The sequence below is a fragment of the Stenotrophomonas sp. P5_A8 genome (assembly GCF_056400545.1).
The window spans coordinates 31,705-47,598 of the sequence record NZ_JBFULB010000002.1; the positions used below are offsets into that span (position 1 = coordinate 31,705).

The 15,894-nt window shown below is 67.8% G+C and carries 12 protein-coding genes; 4 read left to right on the top strand and 8 right to left on the bottom strand.

All coding sequences use genetic code 11. The features are described from left to right. Positions 1–5: 5 nt before the first annotated feature. Both AC1DQP_RS00290 and AC1DQP_RS00295 read right to left on the bottom strand, forming a co-directional pair. The gene (locus AC1DQP_RS00290; protein WP_457318662.1) at positions 6–842 is read right to left on the bottom strand and encodes a hypothetical protein; all 837 of its coding nucleotides are present in this window, start codon (positions 840–842) and stop codon (positions 6–8) included. Between the two features lie 318 nt (positions 843–1,160). Further along, a complete protein-coding gene (locus AC1DQP_RS00295; RefSeq protein WP_478050919.1) occupies positions 1,161–2,774 on the bottom strand; it encodes an alpha-glucosidase family protein in 1,614 nt (537 codons plus the stop codon). Between the two features lie 203 nt (positions 2,775–2,977). Between AC1DQP_RS00295 and AC1DQP_RS00300 the strand changes: the two genes are divergently transcribed. Then, on the top strand, positions 2,978–3,976 hold the full coding sequence (locus tag AC1DQP_RS00300) for a polyprenyl synthetase family protein (RefSeq protein ID WP_457321303.1): 999 nt from the start codon (positions 2,978–2,980) through the stop codon (positions 3,974–3,976). Positions 3,977–4,376: 400 nt separating this feature from the next. Here the strand turns inward: AC1DQP_RS00300 and AC1DQP_RS00305 are convergent, their stop codons facing one another. After that, positions 4,377–5,177, bottom strand: coding sequence for a dienelactone hydrolase family protein (locus AC1DQP_RS00305; RefSeq protein WP_256777531.1), 801 nt, complete (start codon positions 5,175–5,177; stop codon positions 4,377–4,379). Positions 5,178–5,404: 227 nt separating this feature from the next. On the opposite strand from AC1DQP_RS00305, the gene AC1DQP_RS00310 reads away from it, so the two are divergent. Further along, entirely contained in the window at positions 5,405–6,007 is a 603-nt protein-coding gene (locus AC1DQP_RS00310; protein ID WP_457319460.1) for an SMI1/KNR4 family protein, read from the top strand. A gap of 136 nt (positions 6,008–6,143) precedes the next feature. On the opposite strand, the gene murD is transcribed toward AC1DQP_RS00310, so the two are convergent. The 3 genes from murD to AC1DQP_RS00325 are packed head-to-tail and all read right to left on the bottom strand — an operon-like array spanning position 6,144 to position 11,523. Further along, on the bottom strand, positions 6,144–7,553 hold the full coding sequence (gene murD / locus AC1DQP_RS00315) for a UDP-N-acetylmuramoyl-L-alanine--D-glutamate ligase (RefSeq protein WP_457319461.1): 1,410 nt from the start codon (positions 7,551–7,553) through the stop codon (positions 6,144–6,146). Continuing rightward, positions 7,534–8,886, bottom strand: a complete 1,353-nt coding sequence (gene murL / locus AC1DQP_RS00320) for a UDP-N-acetyl-alpha-D-muramoyl-L-alanyl-L-glutamate epimerase (protein ID WP_457319462.1) — start codon at positions 8,884–8,886, stop codon at positions 7,534–7,536. The genes murD and murL overlap by 20 nt, the downstream gene beginning before the upstream one ends. A gap of 33 nt (positions 8,887–8,919) precedes the next feature. Continuing rightward, on the bottom strand, positions 8,920–11,523 hold the full coding sequence (locus tag AC1DQP_RS00325; protein ID WP_478050920.1) for a bifunctional aspartate kinase/diaminopimelate decarboxylase: 2,604 nt from the start codon (positions 11,521–11,523) through the stop codon (positions 8,920–8,922). A 179-nt stretch (positions 11,524–11,702) separates the two neighbouring features. On the opposite strand from AC1DQP_RS00325, the gene AC1DQP_RS00330 reads away from it, so the two are divergent. Further along, complete coding sequence (locus AC1DQP_RS00330) at positions 11,703–12,578, top strand: PhzF family phenazine biosynthesis protein (protein ID WP_478050921.1); 876 nt, start codon at positions 11,703–11,705, stop codon at positions 12,576–12,578. Between the two features lie 32 nt (positions 12,579–12,610). Here the strand turns inward: AC1DQP_RS00330 and AC1DQP_RS00335 are convergent, their stop codons facing one another. Both AC1DQP_RS00335 and AC1DQP_RS00340 read right to left on the bottom strand, forming a co-directional pair. Continuing rightward, complete coding sequence (locus AC1DQP_RS00335) at positions 12,611–14,287, bottom strand: amidohydrolase (protein ID WP_457320961.1); 1,677 nt, start codon at positions 14,285–14,287, stop codon at positions 12,611–12,613. Between the two features lie 75 nt (positions 14,288–14,362). Then, on the bottom strand, positions 14,363–14,797 hold the full coding sequence (locus AC1DQP_RS00340) for an OsmC family protein (RefSeq protein ID WP_312238668.1): 435 nt from the start codon (positions 14,795–14,797) through the stop codon (positions 14,363–14,365). Between the two features lie 376 nt (positions 14,798–15,173). Between AC1DQP_RS00340 and AC1DQP_RS00345 the strand changes: the two genes are divergently transcribed. Beyond that, positions 15,174–15,572: an HU family DNA-binding protein gene (locus AC1DQP_RS00345; protein WP_038689886.1), complete on the top strand. Its 399-nt coding sequence runs from the start codon at positions 15,174–15,176 to the stop codon at positions 15,570–15,572. Positions 15,573–15,894: the final 322 nt, after the last annotated feature.

A 15,894-nucleotide genomic window follows, 5' to 3' on the forward strand; every position in this document is an offset into this window, starting at 1 on the left:
AAGAATCAAAGGTCAATCGAGGCCCACTCGATGAAGCTGCGCCAGTCGCGTGATGCCGAAACGACACACGTTCGATACGCCCGGTTGCCTGAAACCCCGATGATGTAAGTCACAATCTGCCCTGCTGATTTGGCTACGTAGCTCCAACCGGGAACCCACCCCACAGGTTTGGGCACCAGACTGAAGGCGGCCGAGCAGTCCATGATGTGCTTGGTGGCGCCACCCAGCACATCGCCTACGCCAGCATTCATGTTCCAGTTGTCCGCCATCTCCCGGGACCATATTGACGCTGCTACGCTCCGCATGGCGACCTGCTCTTCAGCGTTCGGCCCGGATTGATGAAACGGTGCCCAGAAGGCTTCGGGCGAGGACGGAGCAGCACTTCTCCATGCCGAAACGTCAAACCGCTTTGCCCACATGGCAATGGCATAGTGGCAGGGCGCGCCTGGCGTAGAAAAGCAAACGACCTCCGATGTGCCGCTGTCGAAGTACGCAGCATGAAGGCCGCCGTCAGGCAGAACCACAATCACCGCGGCATGCGTGTCGTAGGCATCGGCCTGCCACCCATCCAGCAGCAGCCCACCGTCCTTGAGCGGCACCGGTTGTGCGACTTGGTCGAAGCGGCTTCGGAACGCGGCGTAATGGTTACCCAGCAGCGTCTTCAGCGAGGTAATTACCGTGGTGTCCTGCATGGCTTCGTCGAGCGTGGGGTTGGTCACCACGTGCGCAGCACCCGCTTCATGCGACGCGGCGATTCCGTTGAACGCGAGCATCAACAGGCCGGCAGCGACGATGTAACGGCAACGGCGCTGAGCCGGTTTTTTGCAGGTGGTCGAATACATGCTGAATCCCCATTACGCGAGCGAGGCTCCAGTCTTCCGCCTGCCTATCCGCCAAACCATGCGAGAACTTGTATATCTATCCGGCGATATCAGTAACTGATTCACCCATCACAGTCTTCGCGATGCAACACCAAACCGTGGCCATTGTGGAGCCGGGGTCTACCCGGCTGCTCTTGACGCCGCAGAAGCGTACCGACCAACGGTCAGTACCTACCCAAGGCGGCGCCTGGCAATGCTCTGCACCTTCCCGCTGCCCCATAAAAAAAGGACGGAACCCCGAAGGTTCCGTCCCGAACGTACCACCACTACCGGAAAAGCTCAGCCCTGGCGCGCGCAGTACATCGCCTGCGGCGGCAGCACCACTTCGTTGCCTTCCACATGGCCGGCATCGGGCCCCGGCACCGACAGCGTCTGCCACGGCCCCACCGGCAACGCCACGCGCACCGGCTCGGCAGACAGGTTGAAGGCCAGCAGCACGGTGTCGCCCGCATGGCGTCGCTCGAACATCAGCACCGGCTCGGCCGTCTCCAGGAACACGATGTCGCCCACCAGCAGCGCCGGCATGGTGTGGCGCCAGGCCAGGAACTGGCGGAAGGCGTTGAGCACCGAATGCGGGTCCTGTTCCTGTACCGCCACCGACGCGGCACGGTGTTCGGCCGGAATCGGCAGCCACGGCTCGCCACTGGTGAACCCGGCCAGCGCCGCATCGGTCCACGGCATCGGCGTGCGGCAGCCGTCGCGGCCCTTGAAGTTCGGCCAGAAGGTAATGCCGTAGGGGTCCTGCAGTGCTTCGAACGGCACGTCGGCTTCGCCCAGGCCCAGTTCTTCGCCCTGGTACAGACAGATCGACCCACGCAGCGAACACAGCAGCGCCACCAACAGGCGTGCCAGCCGCGGCTGCGCCGGGTGCCCGCCCCAGCGGGTTACCGCGCGCTCCACATCATGGTTGGAGATCGCCCAGCACGGCCAACCTTCGGTCATCGTCGCTTCCAGCCGCGACACCGTGTCACGGATGTAGCCGGCGCTGAAATCCTTCACCAGCAGCTCGAAGCTGTAGCCCATGTGCAGTCGGCCCGGCGCGGTGTACTCGGCGGTAGTGGCCAGCGAATCCTCGGCCGAAATCTCGCCCAGGCTCACCGTCCCCGGGTACTCGTCCAGCAGCCCACGCAGGCGCTCGATGAAGCCGATGTTCTCCGGCTGGGTGTTGTTGTAGTAGTGGTACTGGTAGGCGTACGGATTGTCCGCGCTGAACCCTCGGCCCACGCGCTTGTCCGCCGGTTTGGCCGGGTTGTCGCGCAGTTGCGCGTCGTGGAAGCAGAAGTTGATCGAATCCAGGCGGAACCCGTCCACGCCCCTGTCCAACCAGAAGCGCACGTAATCCAGCGTCGCCTGCTGCACCGCCGGATTATGGAAATCCAGGTCCGGCTGGTCCGCGAGGAAATTGTGCAGGAAGTACTGCTCGCGCCGCGGCTCCCACTGCCACGCCACGCCGCCGAAGATCGACATCCAGTTGTTGGGCGGCGTGCCGTCCTCGCGCGGGTCGGCCCACACGTACCAGTCTGCCTTGGGGTTGGTGCGGTCCTGGCGGCTCTCGCGGAACCAGTCGTGGTCGATCGAGGTGTGGCTGAAGACCTGGTCGATCATCAACTTCAGGCCCAGCGCATGCGCCTTGGCCAGCAACCGGTCGAAATCGGCCAGCGTGCCGAACAGCGGATCCACATCGCGGTGGTCGGCGATGTCATAGCCGAAATCGGCCATGGGCGATTTGAAGAAGGGCGAAATCCAGATCGCGTCCACGCCCAGCGCCGCCACGTAGTCCAGGCGTTCGATGATGCCCGGCAGGTCGCCTACCCCGTCGCCGTTGGCGTCGAGGAAACTGCGCGGGTAGATCTGGTAGATGACGGCGCCACGCCACCATGGAGTCTGCGACATTGAGGGCCCCCCTCCGGGCTTCCACGGCACCCGCATCGGGGTGCCATAACGTAGCGACAAGCTTATCCGTGCGTCTCCGGCGATGGCGCCACCTGCATACGTATTCACGCCCCCCGGCCGGCCCGGACCGCCCCGGATGGCCTTCGCGGGCGGAAAACGACCGCACCGCCTATAATTCAGGTCAAGCCTGAAAGTCAGACCGCATGACCATCACCGAAGACACCCGCTCCGCGCTGGGCCTGCCCCAGATCCAGACGCTCGCCGCGCCCGACATGGCCGCCGTCGATGCGCTGATTCGCCACCGACTGTCCTCGGATGTCGTGCTGATCAACCAGATCGCCGACCACATCATTTCCGCCGGCGGCAAGCGCCTGCGGCCGATGCTGGTCATGCTGGCCGGCCATGCGGTCGGCCAGGCCGGCCCCGAGCACCACCAGCTGGCGGCGATCATCGAGTTCATCCACACCTCGACCCTGCTGCATGACGACGTGGTGGACGAATCCAGCCTGCGACGCGGCCGCAGCACCGCCAATGCATTGTGGGGCAACGCCCCCAGCGTGCTGGTCGGTGACTTCCTGTACTCGCGCAGCTTCCAGCTGATGGTCGAGCTGGACCGCATGCCGGTCATGCGCATCTTGGCCGACACCACCAACCGCATCGCCGAAGGCGAAGTGCTGCAGCTGCTGCACGTCCATAACCCGGACACCGACGAGGCCGCCTACCTGCGCGTGATCGAGCGCAAGACCGCCGTGCTGTTCGCCGCCGGCACCCGCCTGGGCGCGCTGGCCAGTGGCGTGGACGAGGCCACCCAGCAGGCGCTGTACGACTACGGCATGGCGCTGGGCTATGCCTTCCAGATCGCCGACGACGTGCTGGATTACTCGGCCAACGCCGAGGAACTGGGCAAGAACCTGGGCGACGACCTGGCCGAAGGCAAGGCCACCCTGCCGCTGATCCACGCGATGGCGCATACCGATGCCACCACCCGGGAGCGCCTGCGCGAGATCGTGCAGAACGGCGACGCCGAGGCGATGCCGGAAGTGCTGGCGGCCATCCACGCCACCGGCGGCCTGGAATACAGCCGCGCCCGCGCGGTCGAATACGCCGATGCCGCCGAGCGTGCGCTCGGCGGCCTGGCCGACAACGATGCCGTCGCCGCCCTGCGCGGCCTGGCCCGTTATGCGGTACAGCGCTCGCATTGACGTAGGACGTGCCGGCCGACGGTCGGCTGCCCTTCCTCCCGGCGCCGCGATGCCTGATGGATGCACCACGCTCCGCGCGGTGCAGCCGACCRACGGTCGGCTCTACSGGAKCGTTCGTACGGGCCGACCGCCGGGGCGAYGTGGTCCCTGTCACGTAGAGCCGACCGTTGGTCGGCTGCTCTTCGYSCCCGCACCACGATCACCGATASATGCACCGCGCCCTGCGCGKTGCAGCCGACCRACGGTCGGCTCTACCGGAGCGTTCGTACGGGCCGACCGMCGGGGCGAYGTGGTCCCTGWCACGTAGAGCCGACCGTTGGTCGGCTGCTCTTCGCGCCCGCACCACGATCACCGATACATGCACCGCGCCCTGCGCGTTCCAGCCGACCGACGGTCGGCGCTACCGGCGTTTTGTCTCGAATCGCTCTTCGAAGAACTCATCCAGCGTCTTCCACGCGCGCTTGGCAGCCCGTTCGTTGTACTGGCAACCCGGGGGGCTGTTGGCGTCCGCTTCAGCGAAGCAGTGCACGGCCCCGCTGTAGTTGGTGAACTCCCAATCAACCTTGGCCGCGTTCATTTCCTGCTCGAAGCTGGCGATATCGTCCTTGCTGACGCTCTTGTCGTCAGCCCCGTTGAGCACCAGCACCGAGGGATGCGTGCCACCGGCCTTGGCCGGCAGCGGCGAGCCGAGGCCGCCATGCAGGCTGACCACGCCCGCCAGCGGCGCCCCCGCCCGGGCCATTTCCAGCACGGTGGTGCCGCCGAAGCAGAACCCGACCGCGCCGATCCGGCTGGCATCCAGCGGCGCCTTGCCGACCTGTGCCTTCAGCACCTCGATCGCCTTCAGCGCCCGCGCGCGCAGCACCGGTCGGTCATTGCGCAGCTTGGTCGCCACCGGCCCGGCCTCGGCGTCGGTCTTCGGGCGTACACCCTTGCCGTACACATCGGCCACCAGCACCACGTAGTCATCGCCGGCCAGCTGTTTGGCCTTGGCGATGGCCGAGTCATTCACGCCCTTCCAGTTCGGCACCATCACCAGCCCCGGGCGCGTGTCGGTGTCGCTGTCGTCGTAAACCAGCACGCCGCTGAAGGTGGTGCCATCCTGCGTCCATTCCACGGGCTTGGCCTGCATCGCCGCCAGCGCGGGCAACGCCGTCATGCCCAACAGCACCGCCGCACCCCACCGCCATTGCTTGTTCATGCGTCTGCTCCCGACAGAAAGAACCCCGAGTGTATGCCGGCCACCTGACGACGCCGTGTAGAGCCGACCGTTGGTCGGCTGCCCTTCGCTCAGTGACCCTTTCGCCGCACCGGGCACGGAAATCGCTCCGCGCCTCGAAACGGATCGCAAAGCCCGCCCGTCAACGGCTCGACGTACGCGCCCCCGATCTGGCAGGCTGGCCGCCCCCCGCGTAAGGAATGCCCCGCATGACCCTGGTTGATCGCTTCCTCGCCGGCCTGCTACCGCGCCTGCCCCAAGAGGATGCGCCGATGTGGGCCTGGACCGAGGGCGCCAGCGGCACCGATCTGCAGCGCCTGCGCGAGCGCTGGCCGCAGGTGCCCGAGAGCCTGCTGGTGCTGCTCGGCCGGGTCGACGGCACCCATTTCCGCACCTACCCCAAGGGCGAGGTGGTGGTGCTGATGCTGGGCTCGGACGTCGGGGAGGGGCGTTACCCCTATTACCTGCGCTCGGCCGATCAGATCGTCGAAGACAGTGCGCAGTGGCAACGCTGGGGCGAGAGCATCCGCTCGATCTACGAAGAATGGCTCGAGGAGGACGCGGAGATACTGGGCGACGGCATCGATGCCGACCTGCCGATGGGCCAGCGCCTGTGCTTCTCGCACTGCATGAACAACGGCGGCACCTCGGTGCTGTACCTGGATTTCGATCCAGCCCCCGGCGGCACAGTCGGCCAGGTGGTGCGCTACCTGCACGACCCGGACAGCTACCGGGTGATCGCCCCGAACTTCGATGCGTACCTGCAGCAGCTCATCGACGGCGATTACGCCTTCATCGACGAAGACGGCTGACCGTCCCATCGCTGCCGATGGTGAAAGCCGCGCATACCCGCGTAGAGCCACGCCATGCGTGGCTGCTCTCGGCGCAGATCGCGCAGCCATGCATGGCGTGGCTCTGCCTGCAAGGGCAGCCGACCAACGGTCGGCTCTACGAAATCCCTATCCCCGGGATGGCGGTGATCGCCTCGGGATCGAACCCGGCCAGCGCGGCGAAATGCCGTCCACGGGCGACATAATCGCGGTACACGCCATAGCTCGGCGCGCCCGGCGACAGCAGCACCACCCCACCCTGCACGCCCAGGGCGGCGCGCGCCACCTGCATCGCCTCGCCGAGGTCGGCGGCGGCATGCAGGCCAAAACGGCCGGCATCGGCCAGCGGCTGCAGCAGTGCATGGATGCGTGGGCCATTGGCACCCATCGTGACGATCTCCAGCGGTGGCACGTCGTGTGCCATGTGCGCCACGAAATCGTGCCAGTCCAAGCCGCGGTCGTGTCCGCCCACCAGCAGCGCAATACGCCGCCCCGCGAAGCACTCCAGCGCCGCCAGGCTGGCATGCGGGGTGGTGCTGATCGAGTCGTTGACGAAGGTGATGCCATCGCACGTGCCGATGGTCTGCAAGCGGTTGGGCAACGGACGGAAGTCCTGCACCGCCGCTGCCAACGCCACCGCGTCCAGGCCCAGCGCCTCCAGCGCGGCCAGCACCGCGCACAGGTTGCCGCGGTTGTGGCGACCGGGCAGCGGCGTATGCGCGGTGTCGAACACCGCCTGCTCACCCCGGTGCACGACATCGCCGCGCATGTGCCAGCCCTGCGGCTGGTTGAACCAGACCACCTCGCTGCGTGGCAGCGACAGCGCCGCCAGGTGCGGATCGGCCGCATTGAGCACGGCTATGCGCGGCTCGCCTTCGGTGACCAGGCGCAATTTGTCTTCGATGTAGCGCGTTTCGCTGCCGTGCCAGTCCAGGTGTTCGGGGAACAGGTTCAGCACGATCGCCACCTGCGGGTGCGCGCCGCTGCGTCCCACTTCGCCGGTCTGGTAGCTGGACAGCTCCACCGCCCAGTAATCCGGGGCGGGCTGCGGATCCAGCACTTCCAGCAACGGCAGGCCGATGTTGCCGACCAGCGCGGTGCGCGCACCCGACGCACGCAGCAGGTGCGCCAGCAGCGCGGTGGTGGTGCTCTTGCCCTTGGTGCCGGTGACGCACACGGTGTCGCGCACGATGCCCTGCGCATCGGCGTGTTCGGCAAACCACAGCGCGGTGCCGCCGATGAACTGCGTGCCGTGCGCGACGGCATACAAGGCTGCCTCACCGTACGGGCTGATGCCCGGCGACTTGATCACCACCTCGAACGCCGCCAGGGCCTCACCGCTCACATCCGAACGCACCTGCAGCACATCGCCCGCGTCGGCGCGCGCGTCGGCGGCTTCAGCCTCCGGGCAGAACAGGGTCAGCGGCAGCGACGGCAGCCGCTGCTGCAGCACGCGCCATGCGGCGCGCCCTTCCCGTCCCCAGCCCCACAAGGCAACGCGCTTGCCCTCAAACTGCGAAATTCGCACGCAGGCGCTCCCAGATCGACGCCGGAATACGGTGCTCGCCTTCCAGCACCAGCAACGGTTCGATGTGCAGCTCGGTGGCATCCAGCTGCGGCTGGATCTGCGCCACGAAGCGCTTCACCAGCGCATCTTCGGCCCACTCCGGACGCGCGGCCAGGGTGGCCATCGCCGCACGCGATTCGCGGCCTTCGCCCACGCATTCGAACGGCTTGTGGTCCTGGAATTCCAGCAGCGCGTCGAAGCCGCCGGCCTGCTCGGGATCATCCAGCAGGTTGCGGCCGAAAATGGCCACCAGGCGCGGCTTGGGCATGAACGGAGCCAGCGCCAGGAACACGAAGTGGCACTTGGGGCAGACCCCGCACCAGCGGTTCACCGGGCGCTCGCCGAGAATGTGGAAGTTGCGGTTGCAGCTGGAAAAATGCGCGTCGTAGTAGTCGCTCCTGGCGAACTGGCGCGCCACCGCCAGCTCCGACAGCGGGCGCAGCAACGAGTAGTAATGCAGGTCGGCGGCGACGTGCTTTTCCAGGTGCTCGCCGAAGGCCTGCTCGAATGCCCAGCCCTTGGACCACTGGTGGTTCACCTCGCCCGTGCCGGGAATCTGGCTGCCGTAGCTGGCCGAGCGCTCGTTGGAGAACACCACCTGGTCCACGCCCTGCAGCAGCGCAGCCAGCACCATGATCGCCGAGTTCACCGCGGTGACCGGGATGTGCCCGTTCCAGGCGCCCTGGCGGTTCAACTCGAACAGCTCCGGGGCCAGCGCGCGGCCGATGTTGAGTGTCGGCAGCCCGGTGCGTTCGGCGCAGGCACGGATCAGCTGTGAACCGCCGATCCACGTCACCGTTTCGGCGATGCCCAATCCGCGCAGCGCTTCGATGCTGACCAGCGAGTCCTTGCCGCCGCCGATGGCGACCAGCGCGTGCTCGCGCAGGCCCACGGCCGGTGCCGCGAAGGCCTCGCCGTCGGCCGGCAGGCGGAAGCGCCCGCGCAGGTTCAGCCCGTTGCGGTAGGCGAACTCGCCCAGGCCGTTGAGGTAGATGTCCTCCACCAGCGCCGCGGTGGCTGCATCGATGGCGTAACCGTCGATGCGTACCTGATCGGGCACCCCGGCCTTGTAGTAGCTCACGCCCGCAATGAGGTGCAGCAGGCGCAGCGCGCGCTGCACGGCCTCGGCGCGGGCGCCGTCCAGCACGAAGGGCGCGCCGGGGATGGTCACCGTCTCGATCAGCTCGGGGCCGTCGTCGAAGGCGTAGACCAGGTGCGCCACGCCGGTATCCGCAGCGAAATCGCAGCGGACGAAGCGGAAAACGGCAACCTGGTGTTTATCGAAAGCAGTCATGGTGTATCCGGTTGAGAAGGCGGCAGGCAGCAGTCAAGGCACGTCATCGATGACGTCCTCGCGCGGCAGCTCGCGCTGGTTGTAGGTGTTGGCCATGACGTAGCCGTACGCACCGGCGTCGGCGATCAGCATCACATCGTCCGGCGCGGTGGACACCGGCAGCTTGCGGCGCTTGCCGAACACATCGCTGGACTCGCAGATCGGGCCGACCACGTCGAACACCGCCTCGGCGTACCCGCCCGACCGGCTCAGGTTCTCGATGTCGTGCCAGGCGTCGTACAGGGCTGGGCGCATCAGCGTGTTCATGCCCGCATCCAGGCCAACGCGACGCACGCCGTCCTTCTCGATCACCTGGGTGGCCGTGGCCAGCAGCACGCCCGATTCAGCCACCAGGTAGCGGCCCGGCTCGATCGCCAGGCGGAACGCCGGGTGCACGGCCTTGACCTCGGCCAGGCCGATCGCCCAGGCGTCCAGGTCGAAGGGCTCATCGTCGGCGCTGTAGGGAATGGGCAGGCCGCCACCGATGTCGATGGTTTCCACGCTGCCGATGCGGCGCGCGAAACCGGCCAGCTCATCGCACATCAGGCGCCAATGCTGCGCGGTTTCCACCCCGCTGCCCAGGTGCGCGTGCAGGCCGACCACGCGGGTACCCAGCTCGCCGGCCAGGCGCACGAACTCATCCACCCGCGCGATCGGCAGGCCGAACTTGGAGTCCTTGCCGCCAGTGCGCACCTTGGCGTGGTGGCCTTCGCCACGGCCCAGGTCCACGCGCAACCACAGCTCGCGGTTGCGGAACAGCTCCGGCCAACGCTGCAGCGCTTCGACATTGTCCACGGTGACGGTCACACCCAACGCGAAGGCCGCTTCGTACTCGGTACGCGGGGCGAAGCTGGGGGTGAACAGCACCCTGCGCGGTGACAGCGTCGGCAGCGTGTTGAACACGTGCTTGAGCTCGCCGTGCGACACGCACTCCAAACCGAAGCCTTCCTGCTCAAGCACCTCCAGGATGGCCGGGTGCGAGTTGGCCTTGATCGCGTAGTAACGCTGGTCGATGGCCTTGATCGCCATCAGCGCGCGTGCGCGGGCACGCACCGTGGGCAGGTGGTAGACATAGCGCGGCGTACCGGCCTGGGCCAGGGTCAGCAGGTGCTCGCGCTGGCCCCGCCACCAGGCGGTGTCGCGCGGACGCACGGTACCGGCGATCTCGCGCCAGCGCGGGCCGAACACCTCGCCTTCTTCGACCGGCATGGCACCGCTGTCGATCAGCTCGGCATGCAGGATCGGCAGCAGGCCGTCGGCGTCGGCTTCATCGATGACGAAGGTCAGGTTCAAGTCATTGGACGACTGCGAAATCATGTGCACGCGTTCGCGGCCGAACGTGGCCCACACATCCGACAGCTTGTGCAGCAGCGAACGCATGCCGCGTCCGACCAGGGTGATCGCCGCGCACGGCACGATGATCTTGACCTTGCAGATCTGCGACAGGTCGGCCGACAACGCGGCCAGCACGTCGGTGCTGACCAGGTTCTCGGACGGATCCAGCGACACAGTCACGTTGGTTTCGGCCGACCCGATCAGGTCCACCGACMGGCCGTGCTTCTTGAACAGCCCGAACACGTCGGCCAGGAAGCCGACCTGCTGCCACATGCCGATGCCTTCCATGGACACCAGCACGATGCCGTTGCGGCGGCTGATCGCCTTCACCCCCGGCACCAGCGCGGCACTGCCGTCGATGCTGGTGCCCGGCAGTTCCGGGCGCTCGGTATCCAGGATCGCCATCGGCACSCCGGCATCGCGGCACGGCTTGATCGAGCGCGGGTGCAGCACCTTGGCACCGGTGGTGGCGATTTCCTGCGCTTCGTAATAGTCCAGCCGGGTCAGCAGGCGCGCGTCGGGCACATCGCGCGGGTTGGCGCTGAACATGCCCGGCACGTCGGTCCAGATTTCCACGCGGCTGGCACCGAGCAGCGCACCGAAGTACGCCGCCGAGGTATCCGAGCCGCCGCGACCAAGAATGGCGGTGCCGCCATCGGCATGCCGCGAAATGAAGCCCTGGGTGATCAGCATGCGGGTCGGCTGGGCGCGGAAGCGCGCGGCCCACGCCGCGTCCGCACGCCACTGGCAGTTCACCGACAGACGCTGCGACCAGTCGCTCTGGTTGGGCTGCGGCGGCAGTGCATCAAGCCATTCACGCGCGTCCATCCAGCCAAAATCCAGGCCACTGGCGCGCAGGTAGGCCGCGCCCACCGTGGAGGACAGCAGTTCGCCCTGGCCCAGCACGTCGGCCTGCCAGTCCAGCGGGCGGGTGGCCGCGCGCGGATCGTCGAGCAGCCCGCTCAGGCCGGCCAGGCGCGCGTCGAGAGCGCCGGCATCCAGCCCCAGTTCCAGCAGGAACTCGCGGTGGCGCGTTACCAGCGCCTCCACGCGGGCACGGCTGTCGGCGGCACCGTCGGCGATGGCGGTCAGCTCGTTGGTCACCCCGGACAGCGCCGACACCACCACCAGCACCCGCGCGCTGGTCTCTTCCGCACGTTTTTTCGCCAGCTTCCCGATCGTGTCCCAGCGGTGACGACGCGACACGGAGGTGCCGCCGAACTTCAGTACGATCCAACGATCGACAAGGGGGGAAGCTGACATGGAAGTAAAGAGGGTTTCGTAGTGGGAGGGGGATTCGCCCGGCACACCGGCCGAACTCCCGATTCTATGCCAAGCCCGGCCCCGGCAGGGCCAGCGGGGCATCGGCGCGACCTCGGTGGGCACGTCCCCATCCCCGGGGATTGATAAGCTGCCCGACCGTTTTGCCGATCCTTGCCGCCATGAGCTCTCGCCGTTTCCTGCAGTTGGACGTGTTTTCCCCCCATCCCGGCGCCGGCAACCCGCTGGCCGTGGTGCTCGACGCCGAGGGCCTGGACGAGGCGGCAATGCAGGCCATCGCCCGCTGGACCCGCCTGCCGGAAACCACCTTCGTGTTCGCCCCCGAAGTGGCCGGGGCCAGCTACCGCATCCGTATGTTCAGCCCGCAGAAGGAAGTGCCGTTCGCCGGCCACCCCAGCGTGGGCACGGCGCATGCGGTGCTCGACGCCGGCCTGGCCGCGCCGGTGGACGGCCTGCTGGTGCAGGACGGCATCGCCGGGGCGCTGCCGCTGCGCGTGGACGGTGACGGCGCGGCCCGCACCATCGCCATCCGCACCCCGCGCGCCAGCGTCGCCGAGGTGACCGAGGCCACCGATCCGCGCCTGCAGGCCGCCCTGCAGGGCTGGGCGCTGGGCGCGCTGCCACCGGCGCGGATGGCCGGCGGGCGCAGCTGGTGGGTGGTGGAACTGCGCGATGAGGCCACCCTGCGCGCGCTCCGCCCGGACTGGGATGCCATTGCCGCGCTCGCCGAAAGCACCGACAGCATGGGCGTGTTCGCCTATGCGCGCAGCCAGGGCCAGGCCTGGGACCTGGCCGTGCGTGCGTTCGTCGGCAATGGCCGACGCTTCGAAGATGCCGCCTCCGGCGCGGCCAACGCGGTGCTGGCCGCCTGGCTGGACAGCCGCGACGCCCTGCCTGGCGGTGCGCGCGACTACGTGGTCAGCCAGGGCCGCGAGGTCGGCCACGATGCGCGGCTCAGCCTGCACATCGATGCCGCTGGCGATGTGTGGTCCGGCGGCCAGGTGCAGACGGTCATCCGCGGCACGCTGGACTGGTGATCAGCGCGCAGCGCTAACCGCGACGTGGCGCCTCAGTGCGTCGCGTCCTCGTACACCGGCCGCCCATCCACCCACGTCGACCGCACCTGCAGTTCGGCCAGTTGCGCCGGCGGCACCGTCAGCGGATCGCGATCCAGCACCACGAAGTCCGCACGCAGCCCCGGCTGCAGTCGCCCCACCTGGCCTTCGTCGTGGCCGGCCCACGCCGCATCGGCGGTGAAACCACGCAGCGCCTCGGCCGCGCTCAGGCGCTGGTCCGGCTGCCAGCCACCGGGCGGTTGCCCGGCGCGATCCTGCCGGGTCACCGCGGCATACAGCCCCAGCCGCGGGTCGACCTGTTCCACCGGGAAATCCGAGCCAAGTGCGATATGCGCCCCGGCGGCGAGCATCCGCCGCCACGCGTACGCGCCCAGAATGCGCTCGGGCCCGACCCGGTCCTGCGCCCAGCCCATGTCCGAGGTCGCATGGGTGGGCTGCATCGATGCGATCACGCCCAGTTCGGCAAAGCGCGGAATGTCCTGCAGCGCGACCACCTGCGCATGCTCGATCCGCCAGCGGTGATCGCGGTCGCTGCGCGGCCCCAGCACGCGCGCGTAGGTATCCAGCGCGATGCGGTTGCCCCGGTCGCCGATCGCATGGGTGGCCACCTGCACGCCACAGCCATCGGCCTTGCGCACGGCGGCCTCGAAGTCGTCCGGCGAGATCACCAGCAGCCCGCGGTTGTGCGGGTCATCGCTGTAGTCGGCCAGCAGCGCCGCGCCACGGCTGCCCAGCGCGCCGTCCATGAACAGCTTCACGCCCTGCATTGCCAGCCGCCCACCGGGATGCCGATACGCGCCCTGCGCGCACAGATCGGCCAGTGCCGCGCTGTTGCCATCGGCATAGGCATCGATGCGCAGCGGCAGCTGGCCGGCATCGGCGAAACGGCGCATCAGTGCCAGGTCCTCGCGCGATACGCCCATGTCATGCACCCCGGTCAGCCCCTGGCTGACTGCTTTGCGCAGTGCTCGGGTGAGCATCTGTTCGCGGGCGGCCTCGCTCGGTGCCGGGATCGCCGCGCGCACCAGCTCCATCGCGCCGTCGATGAATACTCCGCTGGGCTGCTCGCGCGCATCGCGGACGATGCGCCCGCCCGCCGGCTGCCAGCGCCCGGCCAGGGCGCGCTGCCCGGGCTGCTTCGCCAGCGCACGCAGGGCGGCGCTGTTGGCCCAGCCGGCATGTCCGTCGATGCGCCCGAGCCAGACCGGACGCTCCGGGAACGCCGCATCGAGGTCGGCCACGGTCGGGAAATCCGTCTGCGTCCACTGGTTCTGGTCCCAGCCGTTGCCCAGCAGCCAGCCGTCCCGGTTGTCGGCCGCGAAGCGCTGCAGCCGCGCGACGATCTCAGCCTTGCTGGTCGCGCCGGTCAGATCGGCCTGCATCAGCGTGCTGCCGAGGAACATCAGGTGGGCGTACGCATCGATCAGGCCCGGCACCACGGTCGCATCGCCCAGGTCGGTCAGCGCCGCCAGCGGGTACAGCGCAAGCAGCGCCTTGCGCTCGCCCACCGCCAGCACGCGGCCGCTGGCATCGTCCCAGGCCAGCGCGGTAGCGGCCGGTGCATCGGGCTCACCGGTGTGGAGGGTCGCGGCGGTCAGCAGCCGGACATCGGCCTGCGCCTGGGTCGCGCACAGACAGGACAACAGGACAGCCAGAACACGAACGCGCATACGATGCTCCCCGCAACGAAACAGGGGCGACTATGCCGCCCCTGCCGGGTTCACTCAATGCGCACTGCGGCACGCTCAGCTCGCCAGCTCGGCCTCCAGGCTGATCGGCACTGCGCTCAGTGCCTTGGACACCGGACAGTTCTGCTTGGCGTCGTCGGCAATCGCGCGGAACTGCGCCGCATCGATCTTCGGCACCACTGCCTTCACCTTCAGGGTGATCTGCGAAAGCTGCGGGCCGCCTTCCATGGACAGGTCGACCTTGGCTTCGGTATCCAGCGAGGTGGGCACGAAGCCGGCCTCGGTGAGCTTGGCCGACAGCGCCATGGTGAAGCAGCCGGCGTGTGCGGCGGCGATCAGTTCTTCGGGATTGGTGCCCTTCTCATCGCCGAAGCGGCTGCTGAAGGCATAGCGGGTTTTGTCCATCAGGCCGCTCTGTGGCGTGCTCAGTTGTCCCTTGCCTGTCTTGAGGTCACCTTCCCAGTGCGCGGTGGCATGACGCGAAATACCCATCGGTTTGTCTCCTGCGGATGAATGGCAGGGCCAGCATGGACGATGCGGCGTTAGCACCGCGTCGGGCCTGTGTGCCCGCCGTGACGACGCATGCCCCGAGCAGGCCCCGCCTTGCCCGCCGGAAGAAAAATAACCGCTGTTTTCAAGGGGTTTGCGCTGCATCCGGCGCAACGTCCTGGTGCCGCCGCGGTCCCTCCCGGGTGGTCGCGCCCCCTGTTTTCCGGGCATGTACTGATGCACTGCGGTAACCAACAGGCGGGAAATCGCGAATTTTTATGCGATTGCCTATTGGCGGCGCCGCATTGTTGCCCTACATTTCGCTTGCCGACCGGGTTCGGCGCGACCAAACAACCAACCGTTCACGGAACAGGAAACCATGGCAAAGACCGCTAAGAAGGCTGCCCCGAAGAAGGCAGTAAAGAAAGTCGCTACCAAGGCAGCCGCCAAGCCGGCCGCTCCCAAGCCGATCAAGGACGTACTGAGCAAGTCTGGTCTGGTTGCACACATCGTTGAAACGTCCGGCGTTGTCGCCAAGGACGTCCGCGCCGTGCTCGCCTCGCTGGAAGGCGCCGTCGCCGCTTCGGTGCACAAGAAGGGCGCTGGCAGCTTCACCCTGCCGGGCCTGCTGAAGATCACCACCGTCAGCGTCGCGGCCAAGCCGAAGCGCAAGGGCATCAACCCGTTCACCAAGGAAGAGCAGTGGTTCGCCGCCAAGCCGGCCTCCACCAAGCTGAAGGTGCGTCCGCTCAAGAAGCTCAAGGACGCTGCGCTGTAACAGGCGCGTTTCCTGCAGCACCGGACGGGACGGCCTTGGCCGTCCCGTTCTTTTTTGGTTCTTCTCCCGTCTGAGGGAGCGTCTTGTTGCAAGGGCCATCGCAGATTGGGCACGCCGCTGCTCGTGTGGACGGTCAGTGCCGGCGGTGTGTGGATAGGGGCTGTGGCTTCGGTTGGGTTTGTCGCGCGCGTGAGGGCCCCGTAGCGGCCGGTAGGCCCCTGGCGCAAATGTCCCCCGGCCGCGGGGCGGCCTCCTCCTTGATTTTGCCCAGGCGCCTGCCGGCCGCTACGGGGCTCGGCTTGCGGTAAGCAGGTAGAAGCCA

Excerpts from the sequence above, each read along its gene's own strand:
- AC1DQP_RS00290 (WP_457318662.1), bottom strand. The coding sequence starts at position 842 with ATGTATTCGACCACCTGCAAAAAACCGGCTCAGCGCCGTTGCCGTTAC.
- AC1DQP_RS00295 (WP_478050919.1), bottom strand. The coding sequence starts at position 2,774 with ATGTCGCAGACTCCATGGTGGCGTGGCGCCGTCATCTACCAGATCTAC.
- AC1DQP_RS00300 (WP_457321303.1), top strand. The coding sequence starts at position 2,978 with ATGACCATCACCGAAGACACCCGCTCCGCGCTGGGCCTGCCCCAGATC.
- AC1DQP_RS00305 (WP_256777531.1), bottom strand. The coding sequence starts at position 5,177 with ATGAACAAGCAATGGCGGTGGGGTGCGGCGGTGCTGTTGGGCATGACG.
- AC1DQP_RS00310 (WP_457319460.1), top strand. The coding sequence starts at position 5,405 with ATGACCCTGGTTGATCGCTTCCTCGCCGGCCTGCTACCGCGCCTGCCC.
- murL (WP_457319462.1), bottom strand. The coding sequence starts at position 8,886 with ATGACTGCTTTCGATAAACACCAGGTTGCCGTTTTCCGCTTCGTCCGC.
- AC1DQP_RS00330 (WP_478050921.1), top strand. The coding sequence starts at position 11,703 with ATGAGCTCTCGCCGTTTCCTGCAGTTGGACGTGTTTTCCCCCCATCCC.
- AC1DQP_RS00335 (WP_457320961.1), bottom strand. The coding sequence starts at position 14,287 with ATGCGCGTTCGTGTTCTGGCTGTCCTGTTGTCCTGTCTGTGCGCGACC.
- AC1DQP_RS00340 (WP_312238668.1), bottom strand. The coding sequence starts at position 14,797 with ATGGGTATTTCGCGTCATGCCACCGCGCACTGGGAAGGTGACCTCAAG.
- AC1DQP_RS00345 (WP_038689886.1), top strand. The coding sequence starts at position 15,174 with ATGGCAAAGACCGCTAAGAAGGCTGCCCCGAAGAAGGCAGTAAAGAAA.